This window comes from Octadecabacter sp. B2R22, assembly GCF_018861045.1.
Taxonomy (GTDB): Bacteria; Pseudomonadota; Alphaproteobacteria; order Rhodobacterales; family Rhodobacteraceae; genus Octadecabacter.
In genome coordinates this window covers 58962-82760 of record NZ_JAHKQJ010000002.1, presented here as the reverse complement: position 1 = coordinate 82760, position 23799 = coordinate 58962, and the positions used below count along the sequence as shown (strand labels likewise).

Sequence of the window (23799 nt, the reverse complement as noted above, 5' to 3'; positions counted from 1 at the left end):
ACGGTCACCAACAAGGCGCCTACCCCATTTGGCTAGGCCCCAAGTTGTCACCTCGGTTTTCGTTAGAACTTGGCGACAAGGTTTACGAAGACGCCATCGTCATCAAACGTAAGATCCGTCAGATCATCCGAAAACTCGCCAAAATTATATCCCACACCGATCGAAGCGTTGTTGTTCACGTGATAATATGCGGCCCCCAAGAAACTGGTATCAGACGTCTGTCCGTCAACGAGTTCGAGGTGCCGACCCTCAAGCAACAGATCCCAACGGTGCACAAGATGGTATCGGGCGTTTGCGACGACGAGCCATGCATCATTTGATGTGAATAGATCACCTGCTGTGGGCGCACTCTCGGTCCAGCGACCACCAACTTTACCGGCAATCGTCCAGTTCTGGTTCAAGTCATAGTTGGCTTCGACGCTTAGGACGTGGCTTTCTTGAACAGGGCCTGCACTCGCAACGCCATCGATTTCCTGCCCGAGGGTGTCGTAGAAATAGCGGTAGCTGGCCAGTAGATTCAGACGCTCGTTGTCGATTGGACGGTAAGCATATCCAAGCACGGCGTCGATATAGGTCCCCTCTTCAAAGCTGGTGCTATCGCTGTCCTGTGTCGCGGCATAATCAAGGTTGAAGATCAGGCGTTTTTCTTCCGTGATCCGGTAGTCCGCATCTACAATCGCAAAGAATGACTGCGTGTCACGGATGGCTGGGTCCTCGTAGTCGTCAAAGCGCGCTTCGATCCGGCCAGCGGCACGAAGTTCGTTGTCTTCGTAGCGCACCCCAAAGCTAAGGGCCTGTCGATCAATATCGCCATCGGTGGCACTCGTTCGCAGACTGCCTTGTTCGAAGGATGCGGTGTAGGACAAGAAATCGCGTGGGGAATATGTGACTCCATAGGCCCCTATCAATTCCTGAGTGTCGCCGAAGATATCGTATGTATTTTCACCAAAGACAGAAACGTCCTCATTGATCTGACGGCGACTGCCTATGACGTAGCGGCCACCGTTGTCCCTTGATGAGAAACCATCTTCGATCCCTGTTAACGTTCGGGCCGGGTCCAGTTCATACCCGAAGTAGGTTGAACTGTTGTCGTCTTGGGTGTGAACGGCGAACAATTCCGCGCCCAAGCCACCGTAACCGTCGGAAACTTCGGCACCCAATTCCCAGCCATTGCTGACCTCGGCCATTGCCCCGATCCCGTAACGTTCATTGTTTGCCAATCCATCGTTCACGATGGTGCCCTGACCAAATGCGTAAATGTCCACGCTATCGTTGACGGCGTAGGTCAGTTCGAGAGCGAGATCCGTGCGTGACCCTGCCGTTGCAGCGCTGATGTCGGTTTCGTCCAGATATTCGACCGCTGCCACGAGGCCCACCTGATCGGTGATCTGCGCCGCGATCTCTGCGCCGAGTTCTAGGCGTTCATCACCAACACCATTTTCGTAGACATCCGCATAGACGTTGTAAGCCAAACGACCTTCTTCGGGATCTGCCGACAGGAACAAACCGTAGAGAGTTTCATCGCCAGTCGTTGCGGTGACGTTGTAGTCGAGCGCTGTGAACCCTTCGGTGCGGGTTTCAAAATAGCCACCAACGATGCCTTCGCGTGCGATGCCCAATTGGGACAGTTCGAACTGCGCCTCTAGCTTGATGGCCTCCCCTTCGCCAATCGTCCGCGTCGCGCCATCGGTTGCAAAGTCCAGACCACCATCGGCAGAAAAGGATGTTTCAAAACCAGAGCCACTGCTTTGGGCATAGTCGAGTTGAACGAAGCTATTGTCGCCTAGCTCGTACCGGATATCGGCCCCGACAGTTTGTTGTTCATTGACGCCATCGTCGTCCAGTGTGCCGGACAATCCAACACGTAGATCGTCGCTCAGCCAATGTTCGACACGACCGCCATAGCTAAAACTATCTACATCGGCAGTTGTCGGAGAGTATTCATACTGAACAATCAAATTGACCGCTTCGTCGCCACTTACGTTTGTGGAAATGACGCGGCGATCAAGACTATTTGTGAGAGGCTCGTTAAGCGTAATCAGTCCCTGTATGGCGTTGATTTGATAATCGCGGCCTTCCACGAGGGTTACACGATCGATCACGCGGTTCGTCACTGCGTCACGAAGCTCTACGGTCACGGTCTGCGTACCCGGTTGAATATCCTGCGCGCTTAGGAAGTAGACGGAGCCGCCGGTGCCCTCAAATACATCGCGGCCAATCGCTTGATCCGGTTGTGCGGCGTAAACATCAAGACTTGTGCGGATATCTCCCCGTTCGGTTGTTGTATCGGCCTCAAGGTGAACCTGCGCGCCATAAAGACTGCGTTCGTTTCGCACAAATGTGTTGCCGGTCAATTGGGCTTGGTAGTCACCCCAGAGGCCAAAATTGTTGTCCTTTTCAATCCGAAGGTAGAACCGGCCACTGGTTGGCGTATGGTCCACGATCGTGCTGTCGTCACCGTAGGTCGCATAGCCCGAGTTTGGATCGATACGATCAAGGATCGCGTTCGGATCCTTGTCGCCAAGACGTTCAAAAATTTCATCAAGTTCATGTTCGCCGGTATCCAATGAGGAGGTGATCTGAACGCCGTTTTCGGTTTCGCCCTCGACGTAGTATTGCAGACGACCAGTGGCGCTTGTGTACGTGCTGTCGGTGAGCTCATCACTATAACGTCCGTATGTCAGATCAGCGACAAAGACATAGAACCATTCAGAACCGGGGACTTGAATAGGTCGTGTCAGGCCGATGTTTTGGCCGCCGCCCGTCACATCAACATCAACCACATGTTCCCCCGGTGGCAGAATACGGTTGATGACCAGACGGCCGTTGCGATCGGGGCGGATGCTTTCGCCCATGGTTTCCAGAACAGCCCCTGCTGGCACATTGGTCGCGGACACAGTGACGGTCGCGCCGGAGGCCAGCGGGATGTTGCGGTTTGCGGTGAACTGGCTGCCCTCTTCGACATCATCGACTTGGCCACGGTCGTCAGGCGTTAACAGCGACAACGCCTGTGTCTCATCGTAACGCCCGCGCGCGTCATAAACGCGGTGAACGACGACAATGTCGCGGCCTTCGGGAATTATGACACTTGCCTGCCCATTCGCCGCAACTGGGATCGTCGCCAAAAGCCGAGGTCCACCCTGTGCGCCTCGATCAATGATGCGCATCTCTCCACGTACAACAAACGCCGGATAGTTGGTCTCCGAAATCAGCGAAATTTGATCGCCAACAGCGTAGCGCCGCGGCGTGCCTGCAATTTCAACGTCCAGCTGCGGAACGGGGTCGTTAGCGTCCAATTGAATTTGTACATCGGCATTGGCCAGTGCGATGTCCGCCTTACGAACGCGATCTTCAACCTGTGGGTCCGCATCAACCGCGACACCATCAAGGGACAATACAAACCCGGCATCGTTTCCGACAGGACCGGTTTCAGGTTCCGTATTCGGCAGAACCGGCATGTTGATTGTGTCTTGTGCCAGAACCACAGTTCCCGCCAAAGAAGCCGTAAGCGCTAGGATCGATACGTGATTTAGGGCGATCTTATACATTCTCATTCTCACTATCTTCGCGGTCACTGCAAACGCAGGATATCTGTTTCAACAATCAGCCTGTATCGGCCAATATTGCGCCAACGCCGATCGATCAGGTCTTCAAGTTCGGCAATCCGTTGCAATGCAAGCTGATTGCTTTCACCATTTGTGAAGTAGCTAATCCGGATGACCGATGGAGTGTCGACCACTTGACCCAGTAGCTGTGTCAGACCTTGATCCAAGCGTTCGATAGGCGTCGTACCGTCGAAAGCTGCGGCTGTAAGGTCGATATCAAGAACACGACCCAACGCTGCACCAAAGTTCATCTCAGTGGCGATACCCGCAGTGACACGCATGGTGCGTGGATTTTCCGTAGTCAAACGATAACCGGTCGGCAAGGATCGCGGATCGACCTTCAGCGTGAAGTTTTCTCCGGTGCTGTCAGGAAGCGCCGCACATGGAACCGAGTAGCGACCATATTCATCAGTTGTGATGATGGTGCCTGTCGCTGTCACAAGACGTACGTTTGACAAACCCGGTTCACCCTCTGGCGGTGCGGCAAGTGGTTCGGCTTCCCCTGCGAATTTCCCACCGTAATAGGTTTGATCGGTAATCGCGACGGGGTTTTGTCGTGTGCTTAGCTGTACTCCATTATTCAGCACAGGATCTTGATATCCGTTAAAGTTACGGTCATCGAAAACCTTACCGATGATATCTGAGCATTCGAACACGGCCTCAGCCTCGCGGCGCACGGTTGCGGTCGCCGGTTCTGCCAATGTCTCACCCGTCGCTGGGTCCAGTGCGTTGACGGTATTGGTGAGGTTACCCGTTGGAGCATTTGCGCCAACTCGGGCAACGAGTTCCAAGGTCACGGTTGCGCCGCCTGCGACGTTAATTCCCGCCCAAGTAAGGGTCGTTCCGGACACGCTAGGTTCTGTTGCAATTCCACCGATTTCACCAGATCCGGTCGTGTAAGACAGACCAGCCGGAAGCGTATCGACCAAATCCGTCATCACAGGGACGCCAGAGGTGTTCTGAACCGTGATGGTGTACGGAACGCTCGTGCCCAATACGACCGTGTCCAGAGGTGTCGATTTCGTTAGAACAAGATCTCCAAGCGCAGCAATTGGCGGAACAAGTGCGTTCTGATCCGTCAGAACAGTATTGCGACCAAAGTTGAGACCAGTGATCCGGCTTCCGACCTCTTCGCCCGATATTGGGTCAAAGAAGGCAACTTGGAAACCGTCACCAATCGGGAAACCGGCCATGGAGTAGAAACCATTTCCATCGGTCACAGTGGTCGCGATGATATTTCCGTCCGCATCAAGAAGGTTCACAACGAAGCCTTCAAGAAGAACGTCGCCACCGTTGAAGGTGCCATCATCGTTATCATCGAAGAACAAGATCCCACTGACGCCTGTGTCCGGCACAGCCAATGGAACGGAGACAACAGTCGGATCGTTCGTAGGATCGTCATCAGTCGCACCTGACGCGTCAGCGGTTTCAGACCCTTCAGGATCGTCAATTGTATCAGTCTGTGGATCGGTTCCAGTATCACTGACGTCCGTCGTGGTAATTGGTTCGAGCGTATTCGGGTCAAGGAACACATCACCCTGTGAATTCACGGATGTACCAGTCGCGGTCGCTTGGTTCTCGATATAACCCTCATCGTGGTTTTGCTCGGTGACGAAGTACGACGCCGTAATGGTGACCGTTTCAAGAATAGCCAAGGTTGGGATCGTCGCAATCAAGCCACCCAAAAGTGGATCGTTCACTTCGACATTAATCAAATCGCTATCGCCTGTGTTTGTAACATCGAAGGAATAGACGATTTCATCGTCTTCGCCGCCCAAAACGGCATCTCCGTCAGCGTCAAAGACGTCAGAAACGCTTTTGATCAACGTGATCTCTGGTGATGGGATCGCAGGAACCGAAAAGACCGTCGGATCGTTGGTTGGGTCCGTGTCTGTTACATCTTCGCCGTCAGGAGATTCTGTTCCAGACGGATCTGTCACATCGTTTCCAACAGGGTCCGTGCCTGTGTCAGATGTATCCGTAACACTGATTGGCGCGCCCGGATTTGCAGGATCACCAAGCGGTTCTCCGTCAGCGCCAAGCGCGGTGCCAATGGCGGTCGCCGTGTTTTCCACGTAGCCAACGACATTCACGTCGCTGGCTGTGACCACATAAGTAGCAGTGAAGGTCGATGTATCGATACCGCCAACAGTGAGCAGTGGAATTGGGGCCCCGATTACCGTAGCGGTCGGGTCAATCAAAACAATGTCTTCCACATCTACATTGCCGGTGTTCGTAACCTTAAAGGAATAGAACAAGGTATCGCCGATGCCGCCGAACGTGCCGTCGCCATTGCTGTCGGGCGCGCTGGCGATTGATTTGATGACTTCGATAGATGGGCTTGGAATGATAAGCACCGTCGGATCGTTTGTCGGGTCTGAATCGGTTTCGCCTGCAAGGTCGGGCGTTTCCGAACCGCTTGGATCGGAAATAGTTTCAATCAATCCTGTTGAGCTAGGCTCTGGCTCGGTGCCTGTATCACTGATGTCTGATGCCGTTAATTGTGCCCCGCCATTTGGTTCAGTGATTGGTTCTCCATTGGAGTTTACGGCGTTACCGGTTGCAGTGGCTGTATTTTCCACGCCGCCAGCCGTAACGTCGGCTTCGGTCAATGTGTACTGGGCAGTGAATGCTGCGGTGTTTGTCTCGCCCAAGGCCAAAGTGATTGCCGCGCCATTAACGGACACAAGATCGTCGGAAATTGTGACATCCGCCAGAGCGACGTTACCGGTGTTGGTAACAGCAAAGGTGTAGTTCACGATATCACCTGCACCAATCACCCCGTCACCATTGTCGGTCACGTTTGCGATGGACTTAACCACCTCGATTTGCGGCGATGCGTTCGCTGGGATCAGCGTTACGGTTGGGTCATTGTCCAATTCACCGTCAGTGTCGCCTTCGCCATCCGGCGTTTCGGTTCCTGCTGGATCGTCCACACCGCTTAGGTCTGGGTTCGTGCCGGTGTCAGATGTGTCAACAACAGTAATTGGATCTCCGTTCAGGTCATTAAACGGATCACCATCTGCATTTACCGCGTTGCCCGTCGCCTCGGCTGTGTTTTCGAGGTAACCCAAGGCCACGTCATCCGCTGTGACGATGTAGGACGCCGAGAAGGTCACGCTGTCACCTTGGCCAACATCTAGGTCGATCGGACCACCTGCCATAACAACCGTTGCGTCGGTGATTGTGACACCTGTCAGGTCAACATTACCCGTGTTGGTCACCGTAAAGGCATAGGTTACTTGGTCGTCTTCGCCACCAAAAAGACCATCCCCGTTTGTGTCCAAAACGTTCGACGTTGACTTAACCAACGTCAGTTCCGGTGCAGGCAAGACCAGCACGGTCGGGTCGTTTGTTGGGTCTGTATCAGTCGAACCATCGATATCAGAGGATTCAACGCTTTCTGGGTCCGTGATCGCAACAGGATTACCATCAGAACCAACTTCGGGTTCCGTGCCTGTGTCCGAAACGTCGGATGTTGTCAGTGGAGCGTTTGTGTTCGGATCAAGGATCGGCGTGCCGTCATCGGTGACCGCCGCGCCCGTCGCCGTTGCGGTGTTTTCGACTGCGCCCGCTTCAATATCTGCCTGTGACAGTTCATAAGTCATGGTCAGAGTGCCGGTGTTCGTTTCTCCAATGGCGAGGGAAACAGGCCCACCTGTGACAGCACCATTTCCGTCAAAGACATTGACGTCCGCCAAAGCGACGTTGCCGACGTTCGTGACTGCAAAGTCATAGATGACATTATCGCCCGCTTCGAGGAGACCATCACCGTCCACATCAACAAAGCTTGTGATGGACTTCACCAATTCAATCACCGGGGACGGTGCCAACAAGAACACGGTCGGGTCGTTACCCAGATCGCTGTCAGTGCCCTCTGCCAAATCAACTGTTTCGGTGCTCGCGGGGTCGCCAACAGTTGCACCGTCCGGTGTTGTGCCCGCGTCTGATGTATCTTCAATCGTCAAAGGCTGGCCCGGGTTGAATGGATCACCCAAGGCTTCGCCATCGCTTCCGACTGCGGTTGCGTCACCTGTTGCGGTGTTTTCAACGCCGCCAGCCGTAATGTCGGCATCAAGCAACGTATAGGTTGCAGTCACCTGCCCCGTGTTGGTGTCGCCCTGCGCAATAAAGGTAATCGGGTTGCCAGAAACGGAATCCGCCTTGTCATCAGAAATGATGATATTGGACAGATCTGTATTACCAGAGTTTTCGACTGTGAAGGTGTAATTCACAACGTCGCCCGCATCGGTAAAGCCGTTGCCGTTCGTATCCGTCACACTATCGACGGATTTAACGACTGCCATTTCAGGCATCGGCAAGAACAGGACCGTTGGATCGTTGGTCGGGTCGGTATCGGTCGTACCTGATGCGTCTTCGGTCTCGTTGCCGAGCGGATCCGCATAGGACGTAATCCCGTCATTCTGTTTGATTTCAGGTTCCGTTCCGGCGTCAGAAACGTCGGTTGCTGGTGGACGTTGCAAATTCGTTACAGGGTCAATCAATGGTTCCCCGACTGAGTTCACACCTGTACCCGTTGCTGTCGCGGTGTTCTCAACGGCGGCGGCATTTTCTTGATCTGCGGTGATCAATGTTGTCGCCGTAAATGTTGTTGTGTCCGCGTCGCCAATCCCAAGTGAAATCGGGCCGCCAATTACATCAGCGATGGTGTCGGTTACCGTAACGCCACCAAGTGGCACGTTACCGGTATTCGTGACCGTAAAGCTGTACGTCACAGTGTCACCCTCGCCCAACAAGCCATCTCCGCTCGTATCGGTTACTGAGGCTACGGACTTGATGATATCGACTTTCGGGTCTGGATTACCCGGAAGCCCGACAACGGTCGGGTCGTTGCCAAGTTCGCCATCCGGCTGCGTCGCCGCCGCGTATGTATTGGTTTCTTCGCTTGCAGGGTCCGTGACGGTGTCACCGTCGGTAGTTGTACCGGTGTCAGATCTATCTGTCGCGGTGAGTTCTTCACCTCCTGGACCAAATACCGGCGCGCCATTTTCGTCGACAGCTGCCCCTGTTGCTTCGGCTGTGTTTTCCACGAAACCTGCTGCGAAATCAGCGGCAGTTACAGTGTATGTCGCCGTAAACGTGATGCTGTCGCCCGCGCCGACTGCTAAGAGCGGAATTGGTCCACCAGCCACAGTGGCAGTAGGGTCAGTAAGCTCAACATTCTTGAGATCAACGTTGCCTGTATTAGTGACGGTAAACGTGTAAGCAATCGTATCGCCTTCGCCGCCGAATAGGTCGTCAGGCGCAGGTAGGTTATCGTCAAACACGTTGGCTAGCGACTTCACGACCGTCAGTTCCGGATTTGGAATGAACAATAGTGTTGGATCGTTGCCTGGGTCCGTATCGGTGGACCCATCTAAGGCTTCTGTTTCGGTCGTGTCGGCGTTGGCTTGGACAATTGGGTCACCGTTAGTGTCCAGATCAGGCGTTGTCCCGGTGTCGCTGTCATCCGTGGCCGTCAAAACATCCCCCGTGATCGGGTCAAGGATGTCGTTCCCGTCCGCGTCAACTGCGTTGGATGTCACGTCTGCGGTGTTCTCAATTCCACCAGCCAAGACATCGGCGTCAGTTATTTCATATTCTGCAGTGAACGTCGTTGTGTCCTGTCCGCCAATCGAAAGCGTGATTGGACCACCACTCACCTCAACGAGGGCGTCGTCGACCTGAACGTCGCCCAATGCCGTGTTGCCAGTATTGGTTACAACAAACGTATAGCTTGCGATGTCGCCAGCATTGATTGTGCCCGATGCATCTTCGTCAGACACACCAGCAAGTGATTTAACCACTGTTATCGCCGGCGCAGGTGTAATCAGGAATACGGTCGGATCATTAGTGAGATCGCCGTCAGTGTTGCCACCCAAGTCTTCGGTCTCAGTGATGGCGGGCAATGTAACGTCATCACCATCCGGATCCGTCCCCGCGTCTGAAACGTCGCTAACTGTCAAAGGCTGACCAGCATCGAATGGGTTCGGATAGGCTGTGCCGTTCTCATCAACAGCGGTTCCTGTTGCCGTTGCCGTGTTTTCGATGCCACCCGCAGTGACGTCAGCCGCTGTTAGGAAGTAGCTGCCTGTCACGGTTGTGTCAGTTGGGGCACCTTCGTTGATTGTTGCAATTGGGCTGCCTGTGATGGTCATTCCGGGCAGAGGGTCAGAAACCACAATGCTCGTCAGATCGGTGTTCCCAGTGTTGGACACTTCGAAGTCAAACTGAACTTCGTCGCCTTCATCTGTGAAACCGTTGCCGTTTGTATCGATGACCGCGCTGGCGGATTTGACAACCTCAACCGCAGGGGCAGGAATGATCAACGCAGTCGGATCATTACCAAGGTTCGTATCGATTGAACTTTCATCAATGTTTGGTGTTTCAGTCGTTTCAGGCGTCGTCACGACGACCGGCAGGCCAGTTGCCGCGTCAATTTCCGGTTCTGTGCCTGTATCTGAAATATCTGTGACATCCGCCAAAGGAGCACCAGTACTGTCGACGGCTGGTGTGCCCGGAATTGGATCACCTGTCATTGGATCGGACGCAACTGGCGTTCCTGTGCCGGTTGCCGTGTTTTCGATGCCACCCGCTGCGATATCGGTCGCCGTCAGACTGTATTCTGCGGTTGCCACGATGACAGGCCCTTCACCAATCGCCAAATCGCCATCAAAGGAAGGATCCGCGGTGACGCTAACCCCTGGCAATCCAGTGTCATCAACAGTCACGTTTGCAAGCGCGACCTGCCCCGTGTTTTCAGCGATAAAGTCGAACTCAACAATGTCACCCTGATCCAGAATGCCGTTGTTATTCTCATCGCTGAAACCCGTGATGGATTTCACAGCCGCGAGGGATGGTACGGGCGTAAGCGGAACACTGGTTGGATCGTTGTCCGTGGATCCCGGCGTTGCCTCGTCAGATGCATCGCTCAAGGCATTGCCGAACGGATCGGTGGCGTTTGCATCCGCTTGGTTGTCAACCTTGCCGGCGTCTACGTCCGCCTGCGTGATCGTGTAAGACGCCGTGAACGTCATGCTCGCACCAGGTGCCAGATCGTTCAGATCGCCAGTGCCATCGAGGTCCGTACCATTGTCGTCCGACGCAGGTGCCAAAGTCAGCGTTCCGGTGCCTGTAAAGTTGGCGGGATCTTCCGTGATCGACACATTATATGCATTCAAAAGGCTGTCGGTGTTGGTCACGGTGTAAACGTAATCAATCGTGTCCCCTTCTGAGGCCCCCGCAATTCCGTCATCATCATTCAACGTCGCCGTCTTAACCAGCCCGATTTCCCCCGTATCAACAGGTGGCGTCACGGCGGTCGGGATGTCCGTGTCGTTTGGATCGGACGTATCTTCGGGTCCGTTTGCCACGTCGCCCGTTGTTGGATCGCCATCGTTCACATTCTGCGTAGCGTCGTTTTCCGAGCTGTCAGAGATCGCGCTCGGCGTTGGGGTGTCTGCCGTGGCCGGTGGCGTCGCCCCCGCCGTCGCAGAGTTTTCCAGTGACGTGGATGCAGAGGCATCAAGATTCACCGTGAACGTGACCGTAAAGCTGTCGCCGACAGGCAATGTGCCCGTGGCTCCGATCAGGGCTGTCGCGCCGCCAGCGTAGGTCGTCGCGGTGTCCGCAACTTCCACGTGTCCGGCCAATGTCGGTTGAACAGTCACTGTTGGCTGCGTCACGACGGACAAAACCGCGCCCGCGCCGAACTGGCTGTTCAGATCGTCCACCAGTGTCAGGTTGTCTAGCGTCACGTTGCCGGTGTTTGTGGTCACAAGCTGGTAGGTCACTTCAAAAGACCCATCCGCCTGAAGCGCGCCGATATTCGTAACGCCTTTCACAACTGATAGATCAGGGCCCGCCGCCAGCGGAACACTGGTTGGATCGTTGTCCGTGGATCCCGGCGTTGCCTCGTCAGATGCATCGCTCAAGGCATTGCCGAACGGATCGGTGGCGTTTGCATCCGCTTGGTTGTCAACCTTGCCGGCGTCTACGTCCGCCTGCGTGATCGTGTAAGACGCCGTGAACGTCATGCTCGCACCAGGTGCCAGATCGTTGAGCGTGCCCGTCGTATCAAGCGTCGTGCCATTCGCGTCGCTCACCGGCGCTGGCGCAGGTGTGCCCGTGCCGGTAAAGTCGGCCGCGCTTTCGGTCACGGTGACATTCAAAGCGTTCATCGTGCTGCTCAGGTTGGTCACGGTGTAAACGTAATCGATCGTGTCACCGGCAGATACACCGGCCATGCCGTCATCATCATTCAACGTCGCCGTCTTAACTAGCCCGATCTCGCCGGTATCTGCTGGTTGCGGAACATTGGAGCTGGCCGTTCCATCGTTGGTTGGGTCGCCGCTTTCATCTTCGCCAACGACAGTCAGGGTGCCAGAAACTGGTGTGCCCGATGAGGTCACTTCATTAACCAACGCCCCAGACATCTCTGTCGCGTCGAGTTTAACTGTAAACGTCACGGTCACAGTGTCGCCTGGCGACAAAACACCGGAGCCGTCTAAAAGGGCGGTTGTCCCGTCTCCATCAAATGATGAATTTGCGGCGGGTGTTGCTCCGGTGCTTCCGGTCGCGGCAACGTAGCTTACTGAGGGAGCAGCAGTTACCCCGTTGGTTGCATCGGACGCGAACGTTGATGGATCGTATGCATCTGCGAAAACGTCTTCTATATCATCTGCCAACGATGGGGCTGTAATGTTGACGTCTCCTGTGTTCTCAAGAACGATCGAGAACGATTGCGTAAACGTGCCGTCCGGAGCGAGTGCGGACGGCGTGCCTGTCGCCTTTTCGACGGTGAGTTCTGGTTCCGCCGCTGGCAAATTCAGAACCGTTGGAACACCTATGCTGCCTGGTTCGTTGTCTGTCGTATCGGCTGATCCATCCGGCGCGGTGTCTGTATCACTGACATCGGTGACCTCATCCACACTCGCTGTGCCGCCAGGCGGCAAACCAGTTGCTGTGGCAGAGTTGGTCGCTGTTCCGGAGGTCAACGCAGGATCAACTTTGACAACAAACGAAATGGCAAAACTATCATCCACCGCAAGAGTAGCGGCCGTGCCAGTGATCAAATCGCCCGTTCCGGCATAGGCGGCATTCGGTGTCGGAGCCGTGGAGTTTGCATCCGTCGGGGCCGAAGAAACATACGGCGGGGTTACGACACTTTTGAAAGCTGAGCCCAATTGATCGACCGCCGTGAGATCGTCAACGAGAGTGATCGAATTGACATCCAGCTCGCCTGTATTCTCTACAGTGATCGTGTAGGTGATGTCATAGGTGCCGTCGGCATTGATATCCCCGATCGACGCGGACTTTGCGACGTCAAGCTCTGGCGTACCTGCGCAGTATTGAAACGCAAAGTAACCACCATCGTTGCGATTGCCTCTTACGGGGTCTTCTTTGAAGTGCCAAACCAACTGTTCAATTGGCGAGCCATCCGTTGTGAACAGACGGACGGTTCCGTCCGCTGATCGGCCGCTGTCGCCATCTAAGCGTTCATGGCCTGCAGTTGTATCCTGATCACCTTCGATCGTGTCGGTTAGAAAAAGAACATCGCCTGTTCCAATGTTTTCGCTGTCATCACTTGCCGCTACGATTTCCCACCCAACGTTCGGGTTTTCGGCGGGATCAAACCAGAACCCGAATTGGTCAAGACTATTCAGGTGATAAAGAAGTTCATATACGATTTCGCCCGAGAAATTCTGAGTGATGGTATCATCAAGACCGGGTACTTCTGAGAGTTCATATCGAAACCCATTCCGGCCTATCGGCCCATTGATCAACGCATATTCACTACTGTCAAAGTTTCTGGTGTCAGTTGTGTAAGCACTCATTAGGTTGGACCAAGAAACGCCTGTCGATGCAGAACTGGTCGTTGTAATTCGCAAATCGTCGTGGGTCGTGTCGCCGTCCCCATCGAATTCGAAAGTGTTATAAATGTCCGGATTGCTACAAACCGCGGCGATATCACTGGACCGTGTGCCAAAACTTGTCACTTCAGCCGGCGCCGCGCAGCTGATTGCCTTTAGCATAAAGTCGTCCCAAAGCACGATATTGCTATAGGGTTGGCCGGCATCCTGCCCACTTGCCGTCACGTTGTAGGGGAAAACGCGCATATAGTATGTCGTAGATGGTTGCAGTTCGACAGTCGTTCCTGTCGCGTCGTAATGGCCCAAACTATAAAGGGACGATCCAAAATCCTGAGGACCAAAGACGACTTGAGCGCCGGGCATGTTCCCGTCGTTAATTTGTGTGTTATCCATTAAGGTTTCAGGACTTCCAAAGCTCGCGTCATCATCGATTTGGATCGTGAAGTTGTAAGTGCCTGATGCCTGATTGTGCCAAGGCTGGCCGAGAGAGAATCCAGCGAAAGAGACCCCCGTCAGTTCGACCAGGTCGGAAAAGGCCGCTGTCGTAAAGGAGTATTGAATGTAGTCTCCGGCGCTAAGAGCGCTCGGGATTGTCGTGCTATCGATGTTGACGTCGTAGGAATTGATTGCCGCGTTAATGCCAATATAGGACGCCGTGGACGCAGACGTAAAAAGATCGCCTCGATCGATTACAGCGTCTGGGGACGTGCCAGAGTTGGCGTTATGCTCCCACTTGATCCCAATGTTATCGAAAGCACCTGTTGGCGTTGTTGCCGAGCAGACGCTGTTAGAGAGTCCTGCCGATTGAGCCTGCGCTGAACCTGAGGAAAACAGGACGGTCGCCAACGCAATTGTCAGAGAGAGCGCGAAAGCGCGCACGCCGGCAAGAGTTTCTCGTTTCTGGGTCAGCTTATTCAAAATGAGTGTAAGCCCATTGTGGAGAATGGTCATCTTGGCCTCATTATTGGTGATCGTGTGTGTCTTGGCGTTGTGACGCGGAGCAGCCACGACACGTTTGCCGCCATGAATTTCGGCGTTTGAAACTGGTTCTATTCGCGTGTTCAATTCTTGAACCCTCGTTGACTGTATATCAGACGCTCAAAATTTGGAGGTTTGCATTGGTTCTGCCTAGGATCTATATCGCGACGCTAGGGAATTGAAATCCCAGGACTTCAACAGTCATAGATGCCAACTTGTGGCGACATAATCATTACCAATACAGGGCCCGAATTTATCGTTCTGGTTGTGTCCAAAAAATATCAGCAGAACGAGTAAAACAAGGAAAAAGCAGGCGATGTACTGGACGCGGCGGACGACTGTTGCGTGATTGGCACGCCGTTCTGAGCTTACCCAATTCATGTTTGGTTGGCTCATGCCCGATTGGTCTTTGTATTTTCTTTTGTAGGCGCAGCTCCTTAACTCCGCCAATGTTCGCGGTGTCAGTCGTCAAAATTTTTGGAATCTGGACCTGTCGCTCTTTCGTGCCGCCCCCTGTGCTGGTTAGCCACCTTCCGTTCGAAAGCGACGGGGCTTTTCCAGCCCAGTGCTGTGTGGCGACGGCGTGGATTATAGAAGCCGTTGATGTATTCGAAGATCGCCATCTCAGCCTCCCTGCGGGTGTTCCAGGTGTCCCGCCAGATCAGCTCTGCCTTGATGGTTTTGAAGAACGTCTCAACGGCGGCATTATCGTAGCAATTTCCCTTTCCACTCATCGACGCTTTGAAGCCGTGCTGTCGCAGGATCTTCTGATAATCATGCGAACAATACTGACTGCCGCGATCCGTATGATGGATGCAGCCCTTTGACGGTGACCGGAACGCGATGGCCATCTTTAACGCCCTGATTGCCAGGTCACGCTTCATCCTGTTGCTCACCGCCCAACCGATCACGCGCATTGAATGCTTAGGTGCCCCTAGATTTGTAGACGCTTTGCTTGGCAATTTTGGAACCAAGGAGAGACGGATATGAGCAAGGGCATTCGATTTACAGACGAGTTCAAACAGGACGCGGTGGCGCAGGTTGTTGAGCGTGGATACGCGGTCAGTGAGGTTGCCGAACGGCTGGGGATCAGCACCAAGTCGCCGTACACGTGGAAGGCGCAGTTTGCAAAGTCACCGCAGGCCAGATCAGAGGTTGCAGAACAGGCTGCCGAGATCAGGCGGTTGAAGCGAGAGCTGGCGCGAGTGACCGAGGAACGCACGATCCAAAAAAAAGCGACCGCATACTTCGCGCGCGAGTCTCAGTGAAGTATGCGTTTATAGAGGCCCACCGCGTGGAGTTTTCGGTGCGATCGATGTGTCGTGTGCTGGCTGTGCATTTCAGCGGGTTCTACGCATGGCTTAAAGAACCGTTAAGCCTGCGTGCGCTTGAAGATGCGCGCCAGACAGAGCTGATCTACAAGGCTTGGAGGGACAGCGGGAAGGTGTACGGATATCGCAAGCTTACGGATGACCTTCGGGACGCGGGCGAGACCTGCTCTGAGAACCGTGTGGCACGTTTGCCAGTCTTGCAGGTATCGCAGCACAAATTGGTTATAAACGCCGCCCTGGTCGCTATGGCGGTAAGCCTGCTGTCGTTGCTGACAACACATTAGATCGACAGTTTGAGGCGGATGCACCTGACAGGATTTGGGTGACTGATATTACCTACATACGGACGCACGAAGGTTGGTCTTATCTGGCCGTCGTGATCGATCTGTTCTCAAGACGGGTTGTCGGGTGTCCATGCAATCTCGTATGACAACCGACCTCGCCTTGCAGGCTCTGCTGAGCGCCGTGTGGCGGCGTAAACCGAAAAACAAAGTCATGATCCACTCCGATCAAGGTTCGCAGTTTACCAGCGCAGAGTGGCAATCGTTTCTCAGCAAACATAATCTGGTTGCCAGCATGAGCAGGCGTGGGAACTGCCATGACAATGCCGTTGCTGAGAGCTTTCTCCATCTCCTAAAACGAAAAAGGATCAGGCGGAAGACCTACCTGACACGCGACGCAGCAAGGCAGGACGTCTTCGACTACATCGAAATTTTCTACAACCCGACCCGCAAGCACACGAACAACGGAATGATGTCACCAGTTGACTATGAAACAGAACAGAAGAAAATGAACGAAGTAGGCGTCTAGGAAACTAGGGGCACCTCAAGGTGCGCTTGCATCCAGATGAGAACGCCGACGGAGGTCATGTGATTGAATTATATGGTGAATTGGCGGCTATTTTGGCGCTATCAGGTCCTATAAACGACAAAACCCACCGTTTTACGGGTGGGGTGTCGGTTTCAATGGATGCGGGAGCTCGATTTGGACACTGTTTTCGAGAACTACATCAAACACGCATTTGTCGGTAAGGGCGGAAACCGGACCTTCGCCGCAGTTGCGAAGAATGGGCTCGCCGTATGAAAAAGCAGACGTTCGGCAGCAAGTGGAACTCTCAACTGCAGCGAACGGCGGCAACGAGCCCAAAGTGCTGTCATTCCAAATAAGCGAACAACCCGCTGACTTGCGTCGAGATGAGAGGAGGAAATGATGATTGTTCGCATCTTGATTTTATTCACCATCGTGATTTTGGTGATCACCGTAAACTTTTTCAGCCCCAATCGGCAAACAAGAGCGATGGAGTTTGATCTAGCCTATATCGCGGAGAACTGTGCAGGTCTGACGAACGAACAAGCTGAAAACATTGGAAAATTCATTGAGCCAATTGGCGCATTCGCTGGAACAGATTACTATCTCTTCGAACTTTCGCCGGATGGAACGCCTCAGAACCACTCTTTGATCGCACTACGAGATGACCATCAAGAAGCGCTATGCTTTCCTGTTGTCGGGTGTTTGTGGCCGCTGTACTTCAGAGGAATTTGCTTGGCCAGTTGAACGGCAACAATGTCCCGCAGAGCCGCCGCTCGCTCTCCGATTTGACGATGATTTTGTTTGAAAATGCAGCGAATTGCTCGAAAGAGCCCTTTTGGGCCGCTTCTGCATAGTGCACGAATGACCGACATCATCGTCGTTCCAGCTACTTTCAATAACCGGTTGGGTTTTGAACGGTGCTCTAGACAGCGGCATTTGGAGTGATTTGCTGTTGTGTCAAAAACGGCCATTTTCAGAGCATACTTCAAGACTGGTAATAGCTCATTGGAATAGATAGAAAATCGCAAGAGGAATACAACGGAGTGAAATGGCAATGCTTAAGAAAAATGGTTCTTTATTTAAAATTATTGTCTCGGGTGTTTCACTCGCAGTGTTAGCAGGATGTGGCGGCGATAGCTTGGCCAGCAGCAAGACAACAAGTCGCGTCGCGTCGGTGTCGGGCGGGCAAGTCAATGTAGGCCTTTCATCTGAAACAAACGGGTCCGTCAGTGATGCAACCGTCGGATTGGTGGCTTATGCCACGGGTATCGACCAGACCCGCGGACAGATCGTGGCGGCTGCTGGCATTGCTGACAACCCAACCGTAGGTGAGACAGTGACGACGGACGGCGTTGTAACGTATTCAACGAGTTACAATTATCAGATTGTGGACGATGTTACTCGCAGCGACACATTCATCAGCGGCGAACGGGCCAGCCGAGTCTTTGATGGCCAGACAACGTTGACCGCAGATTTCGGAACGGGCCAATTAACGGGCAGCACAACAGATTTGGACGTGAACGGAACCATTAACGGTCAAAACGTCGGGGGCAATGTCGTTGTCAATTACAACATCGCCACGAGCATATTTTCAACAAGCTCTGTAACCGGATCAATCGACGCTGATCTGACCGGACAGATTGGGAGCACCGGTGTCATCGGAGCATTTTCAGGTTCGGACAGCAACACTGTGGTTGCCGGCGGATTAGTTGGAACTGCAAACTAATGTCTCGAAAATTGCGCGGCGCCTTTCAGCAAATGATTGGCGTCGCGTTTCTTTTTGCGGCGCTTTGCTCAAGTGCGTACGCGCAAGATATCGAACAGCCCCAGAGTTTTAGTCAAGCGCAGATGTTGCGCCAAACGGGCGATTATGATGCCGCTATTGAAATGTTGCGTTCCATTTTACGGGACAAACCAAACAACATTTCGATTAGGGAAGAACTTGGATACGCCCTGCTTCTCGACGGACAGTTGGCAGCGGCACAGTATCAATTTGAAATACTGAAAGAACGCAGCGCAATTTCCGAACAACGCGCGCTCTATATAGCCGTGTTGCGTCGTATAACGGCCGAGAGACCGATTGGTGTCAGCGCCATCCTGAGCTATGCGCCAACGTCCAACCTGAACCAAGGAACAGACAATACGACGCTGACTACGAATGTGCTGGGAACCGGTGTTATCGCACCCGAAAGCCGCAGAATATCCGGTTGGGAAGGCCGGATCGGGCTGAGGGGCTATATACGCGGAAATATTGGGAACAACGGACGCATTGTTTTTGATTGGCGTGGTGAACGCCATTTTTACTCCACACTTTTTAGCCCCGAAACGGAAATAGAAGTGGGCCTGACGGCTTCGCGAAATTACCTTGCTGGTGACTTTGGCGCGCGCGTGTTTCGTATTGAACGCGACCGCGAGCGTGGGGATTATGCAAGAACAGGACTCTCTGTCTTCGCGACCAGACAGATCGCCCCTTCACAGCACATCGACGGGTTCGTGCAGTTTTCGGACTTAAAGTCAGAGCGTACGACCAGCGGCGATGGTCTGCTGACTCAGGTTAGCTTAGGCTATACCATTGCACCAAACCCCGCATCGACGGTTCGGTTCGGGCTCTTGATTGAACATACGAATACCGAGCTGGATGCCCAAAGTTACGTGAGTCAGGCCGCGACACTTAACGCAAGCACTGCGTTTCAAGGTGGATATGAACTGTCAGGCCAAGCCATGGCAGGCCACCGCCAGTTTGACAGCGCCCTCGGCTTTGCGCGCGAGGATGCTTTTTCAAGCCTTTCGGTCACGATCTACAACAGTCAATACAGTTTCAGCGGCCTCGTGCCAAAGCTGACCTGTACAATGACTTCGACAAGTTCAAACGTTGCCTTGTTTGATGTTCAGGCACAGACATGCGGCATCGCGCTTTCGCGCAGATTTTAAGATTCAAACACAACAAATCCTAGTTCGCCATCCCTGTTCATCGTTCCAAAACGATTGTTTTTGAAAGGGTTAGAAATACAATCGATTTGATGCCATATTTCTCGAAAGCCGACATTAGCGCAGCCGCCACGAAATAGGGCTTTGTCCGCAAAGCGGACGTCGAGCATAGCAATTTGCTGCACAACCGTTCCAATGTCCGCTTCGGGAAAGCTGCACTGCGGCGTCGAGAGCTTGCGTTAACAGCAGCTAAGGGCCGAGAGCGACGGTTCCCCTTTTAGACATCTGCCGCTAAAACTCCGGACCATCATCCAGTTCTTGTCGTAGCTTTTCACCTTCAGCGCGGGCGTGATCGAGGAGATCATCACGTACAAGCAAACTCTTCAGGGCCGCGGCAAGTTTATCCAGATACCCCTCTTTTTGCACCATTCGATCTTGGAGTTTCAGGAAACGCCCAGCCAACCGAACAAGACGTTTAGCAAGGCCCTTGGGGGCTGCCCTCACCGGACTGGGGTCATTCATTTTGATCTTACCTTGATCATCTCGCGCCACTGTCCCGCCCTCCAGTTCTTGTGCTACGGCATCGATTGCGGCCAGGCTCGCATTAACTGCCTCCACCTTTACACGCGCATCATCCTCTGTTCGCATTACCGCAATCTCGCGACTTTTGAGGGCGTCTTGCGCAGTTGGTAACAGTGCCTTCATTTGGAGGTGCCGCTGCTCAAGTGATGCTTGCTCTACGTCTTTTTTGGCGAGGCGCGCCTCATATGTTTTCAGACGCGTTGCTTCCTTTTCATTTAGCTTAACCTTTGCATTGAGTTTCTGAAGATAGCCTCGAGTCTTGTTCATTGAAGCGCTCAGCTTGACCTGCTGTCCTTCAAGGTCCGTCAGCTTTGCTTGCCGCGCCGCGATCTCTGCGGGCAAGTCTTGGTGTAGCTGTTTCACCGACCTGTTGAGTGTGTCGGCATAGTCGGCACCTGCCTTGATGCGCTCAAATTTCTTATGTCCGCGCTCGATCCCGGGGCAATGTATAGCCATGATATCCGCGGTCATATCTTGAAGTTCAGACATCACTTTAAACGTCGCAACCTTGCTGACCGGAACACCGCGCCCATCGTAAGCGCGCATCTCAAAATGGGCGTGAAGGCTAGTTTCGTCGAGATGAACAACCATGGCTTCCACATGCGTTCCGAGCTTATCCGCAATGGCCGTCACCAGTTCCAGAAGGGCTGCATCTTGTTCGTCAGGAGAGAGGCGGGCAAACAATTCAGCAGCCTTATGACCAAAAGTTATAACGCCAGCCGATACTACCGCAGCATCAGATTTCATTGCCCTCTTCGCACCACTTGAGCGGCGTAACCTTTCTATCTCCTTCTTGATCTTGGGCAGCGGACGTGGCTCAATGAGAACCCGGTTTAGGAGTGTCCGGTCTTTGTCAACGTAGTTAGGTTGTCGGCCGATCCGGAAATCATGTCGGCGTTGGCCATAAGCACGCTGCAAGGATCGAGCTTTGAGGCGAACTGAGGCTGCCTGTGAATTTGGATTTGCGAGGCGGGGTTTTGAGGTCATGTCATTCATGACTTCAGGGTCAGGGCTAACCGTAAAAGTACAAAACTCTCTTCAACATCCAAGCTATCCTTTATGTGGATACACCTTTTTCATTGAGCCCGTGGTGGAGCGGCGGAACGCTCCTGAACCAGCCAATAGATAAGCGCGAAGCAAAGCTTCATGGTTCATAAATGCAGAAAGCCAGATCAGACTTCGGCGCTGCGCTTGAACCTACTAGCCATAAAATTTCTGCGAAATCTTTTATGTCTCTCCGGTGAAGAGGTGCGTTGCCCTCTTTCAAAACTCCAAACGAAGGCCCGCTGCGCGCCCTTTCGAAACCCAAGCTCTAAGGTGTTCAATATTTTTTGTGCTCCATTAATTGCAGAGGCGCCTTAAACCATGCCAGCTTGATCTTGGCTGTCCGGTGGTGAGAACGGCCCTTAGCTGCTGTTAACGCAAGCTCTCGACGCCGCAGTGCAGCTTTCCCGAAGCGGACATTGGAATGGTTGTGCAGCAAATTGCTATGCTCGACGTCCGCTTTGCGGACGTAGCAGACGTCTGTCTTACCCGACCGGATGTCTGCTCTTAGCCTTGACGTCGGCAGCCATCGAAAACCAATCAAAGTTCATGCCGCTTGCGTTGCGCCAGTCGCGGCTTCCTTGAAATTCCGGCGCAAACGTTACAAAGGTTTCAAGTGAGGTCTATTGATGATGGAAATTCGCGCAGGTCTTTATTGGGAACATCTGGGTGTCGCCGGTGCGCTGGCAGTATCGGTTTTCGTGCTCCTGGGTTTGATGCTCAGACTGCGCGACACTAGCCCGCACCGTATGCATATCTGGGCGATGATCGCGTTTTTCACGATCACCGTCAGCGACGGCCTAAACTCCTTTGCCTATTCGGACACTTTCAATGGCCCTCCTACGCTCTATCGGTGGAACGATGTCATCATTCCGGGCTTCATGGTCGCGCTCTACTTCTACGTTCGAGCGCTTACCAGCGCGGCGCCCAAGCTAGTCCGGGCCGATCTGGTCCATCTAGTGCCCTTTCTCACAGGATTTCTTTGCCTGGCCCCAGCCCTCATCTTACCTGGAGAGGTGCGGCTTGGCCTCGTGCCCAGCGACATCACAGACGGGCACCAAACGCTCATCGACACAGGCGAGACCGCGTTCTGGATACTGTGGGTCATCGTTCTCATTGTGTACGGCGCAATCTGCATCCGGCGGCTGAGCCTGCACAAACGGAATATCCGGAACGTGTTCTCAGACCTCGAAGGTAAGACCCTGCGCTGGCTTGACGGCTTGGTGGCAACGATCCTGATCATCGCGCTCATCGTCATTGCTGACGAGATTGGACAACTTTTGGGTCAGCGCCCCATTCGAGACGGCATCCGGTCATTGTTCTTCGACGTGATCATGCCGGTTTCCTTCGGAATCTTTGCCTTGCGGGCGAATCCACCCCTTCCCGAGTGGACCGAAGCGGTTCTTGAAGATGCGTCTGTGCCGAACGAGCCCGCCCAGCAAGACAATCCATCCTCACGTTATGCTCGCTCTGGGCTTACGGAAGCGGACATGAACCGCTACGCCGCGCGGCTAGAGAAGCGAATGGCGGACGGACAGCTTTGGCGCGATCATGGGCTGAACTTGCGCGGCCTAGCCGCCGAGATCGCCATCCCACCCATTCACCTATCAGAGGTTCTCAACACCAAAATCGGCATGTCGTTCTACGACTACGTGAACCAATGCCGCATTCGTGATGCTTGCGACTTGCTGATCAACAGCAATGACACAATCATTGAAATCAGCGAGGCCGTCGGCTTCAACGCAAAGTCGACCTTCAACACCAGTTTCAAGAAGGTCACCGGTCAAACTCCGTCCCAATGGCGAACCACCCACAAGCCATGAATGTGCCGTTGGCGTTCTGATGCGTTGGTTAAGCGCGCTAGCCACCAAAATTCGCCTTTATCCAAGCTCCTGAATTTTAAGGCATTTGGCTTTAGGAGGTTCGATCCAGCTTGTTCGAACGTGCGGGCAAGCTTGTCCGGTCGCAGCAGGCGCAGGACGTGCCTTATTTCTTTTTACATCGCCAACGCAGCGCTGGGAACTGACCAGCAAAAGCGGTGCCAAAATGTTAAAAAGGAACTAACCTATGAAAAATCTAATCGTAATTCCTGCTGTTCTTGCGGTCACGGCTTGCGCTGACAGCGGGGCAAATTATCAGCCCATCTTGGACGGCCAGCCCACGGCAGCCTTCCAATCTGATTTGGCTGCCTGCCAAACCCTCGCCCGCAACCAGAACCAGTTTGATCAGGAAACCTTCGGTGCCGCCGCCATAGGGGCTGGTGCCGGCGCTGTTCTGGGCAAAGTTGATGACGGGGGTGACGCACTGGGTGGTGCCATTGTCGGCGCGCTCGCCGGAGGAGCTGCTGGTGCGGTAAATGCCAATGAACGGCGGGAAGCCATTGTTCTCGAATGCTTGCGTGGTCGCGGCCACAGGGTTGTTGGATAGGGGAAAACTCATGTCAGACATCGTTCGCCTTCGCGCGCATCGCTTCGAGGCGCTCTATCAACTCCTCACAGGGGTAGCTCATGCCGAGCTGCCCCAACCATACTCTGGATCAGATCACCTGAGAAAAGACGTCGGACTGCCACCGCAAGCCAACAGCGGTCTGACCTTCACTCACGTTGGAAAGTTCCAAACCGATCCATTTGATCGCTAGCCGCAGCATCG

General features: G+C 53.7%; 9 protein-coding genes and 2 pseudogenes. 6 read left to right on the top strand and 5 right to left on the bottom strand.

Annotated features, from left to right (window positions below):
* Positions 1-62: 62 nt before the first annotated feature.
* The 3 genes and pseudogenes from KO486_RS00475 to KO486_RS00465 form a co-directional block, all read right to left on the bottom strand.
* Positions 63-3548 carry a hypothetical protein gene (locus KO486_RS00475; RefSeq protein WP_216035266.1) on the bottom strand — a complete coding sequence of 1162 codons (3486 nt, stop codon included), beginning with the start codon at positions 3546-3548 and terminating at the stop codon, positions 63-65.
* A gap of 23 nt (positions 3549-3571) precedes the next feature.
* Positions 3572-14542: an SdrD B-like domain-containing protein gene (locus tag KO486_RS00470; RefSeq protein ID WP_216035265.1), complete on the bottom strand. Its 10971-nt coding sequence runs from the start codon at positions 14540-14542 to the stop codon at positions 3572-3574.
* A 374-nt stretch (positions 14543-14916) separates the two neighbouring features.
* Positions 14917-15378 (bottom strand): annotated as a pseudogene (locus tag KO486_RS00465) (IS3 family transposase); the annotation flags it as partial.
* A 63-nt stretch (positions 15379-15441) separates the two neighbouring features.
* Here KO486_RS00465 and KO486_RS00460 point away from each other — a divergent pair.
* The 4 genes and pseudogenes from KO486_RS00460 to KO486_RS00445 all read left to right on the top strand — a co-directional run bounded on the left by KO486_RS00460 (position 15442) and on the right by KO486_RS00445 (position 19527).
* A pseudogene (locus tag KO486_RS00460) lies at positions 15442-16596 on the top strand (IS3 family transposase).
* Positions 16597-16995: 399 nt separating this feature from the next.
* Positions 16996-17340 (top strand): hypothetical protein, encoded by a 345-nt coding sequence (locus tag KO486_RS00455; RefSeq protein ID WP_216035264.1) that lies wholly within the window; start codon positions 16996-16998, stop codon positions 17338-17340.
* A gap of 310 nt (positions 17341-17650) precedes the next feature.
* Positions 17651-18322, top strand: a complete 672-nt coding sequence (locus tag KO486_RS00450) for a hypothetical protein (RefSeq protein ID WP_216035263.1) — start codon at positions 17651-17653, stop codon at positions 18320-18322.
* Positions 18322-19527: a porin family protein gene (locus KO486_RS00445; protein ID WP_216035262.1), complete on the top strand. Its 1206-nt coding sequence runs from the start codon at positions 18322-18324 to the stop codon at positions 19525-19527. The genes KO486_RS00450 and KO486_RS00445 overlap by 1 nt, the downstream gene beginning before the upstream one ends.
* Before the next feature lie 288 nt (positions 19528-19815).
* Here KO486_RS00445 and KO486_RS00440 read toward each other — a convergent pair whose 3' ends face one another.
* Positions 19816-21102, bottom strand: a complete 1287-nt coding sequence (locus KO486_RS00440; RefSeq protein WP_216035261.1) for a plasmid recombination protein — start codon at positions 21100-21102, stop codon at positions 19816-19818.
* A gap of 677 nt (positions 21103-21779) precedes the next feature.
* Here KO486_RS00440 and KO486_RS00435 point away from each other — a divergent pair.
* Positions 21780-22973, top strand: coding sequence for a helix-turn-helix transcriptional regulator (locus KO486_RS00435; protein ID WP_216035260.1), 1194 nt, complete (start codon positions 21780-21782; stop codon positions 22971-22973).
* A 253-nt stretch (positions 22974-23226) separates the two neighbouring features.
* Here KO486_RS00435 and KO486_RS00430 read toward each other — a convergent pair whose 3' ends face one another.
* Entirely contained in the window at positions 23227-23589 is a 363-nt protein-coding gene (locus KO486_RS00430; protein ID WP_216035259.1) for a hypothetical protein, read from the bottom strand.
* On the opposite strand from KO486_RS00430, the gene KO486_RS00425 reads away from it, so the two are divergent.
* Positions 23588-23788, top strand: coding sequence for a hypothetical protein (locus tag KO486_RS00425; RefSeq protein ID WP_216035258.1), 201 nt, complete (start codon positions 23588-23590; stop codon positions 23786-23788). The two genes, KO486_RS00430 and KO486_RS00425, sit on opposite strands and share 2 nt — an antisense overlap.
* Positions 23789-23799: the final 11 nt, after the last annotated feature.

What these genes read in the sequence shown, in the direction of transcription:
- KO486_RS00475 (WP_216035266.1), bottom strand. Translation starts at nt 3,548, where the DNA reads ATGTATAAGATCGCCCTAAATCACGTATCGATCCTAGCGCTTACGGCT.
- KO486_RS00455 (WP_216035264.1), top strand. Translation starts at nt 16,996, where the DNA reads ATGATTGTTCGCATCTTGATTTTATTCACCATCGTGATTTTGGTGATC.
- KO486_RS00450 (WP_216035263.1), top strand. Translation starts at nt 17,651, where the DNA reads ATGCTTAAGAAAAATGGTTCTTTATTTAAAATTATTGTCTCGGGTGTT.
- KO486_RS00445 (WP_216035262.1), top strand. Translation starts at nt 18,322, where the DNA reads ATGTCTCGAAAATTGCGCGGCGCCTTTCAGCAAATGATTGGCGTCGCG.
- KO486_RS00440 (WP_216035261.1), bottom strand. Translation starts at nt 21,102, where the DNA reads ATGAATGACATGACCTCAAAACCCCGCCTCGCAAATCCAAATTCACAG.
- KO486_RS00435 (WP_216035260.1), top strand. Translation starts at nt 21,780, where the DNA reads ATGATGGAAATTCGCGCAGGTCTTTATTGGGAACATCTGGGTGTCGCC.
- KO486_RS00425 (WP_216035258.1), top strand. Translation starts at nt 23,588, where the DNA reads ATGTCAGACATCGTTCGCCTTCGCGCGCATCGCTTCGAGGCGCTCTAT.
- KO486_RS00430 (WP_216035259.1), bottom strand. Translation starts at nt 23,589, where the DNA reads ATGAGTTTTCCCCTATCCAACAACCCTGTGGCCGCGACCACGCAAGCA.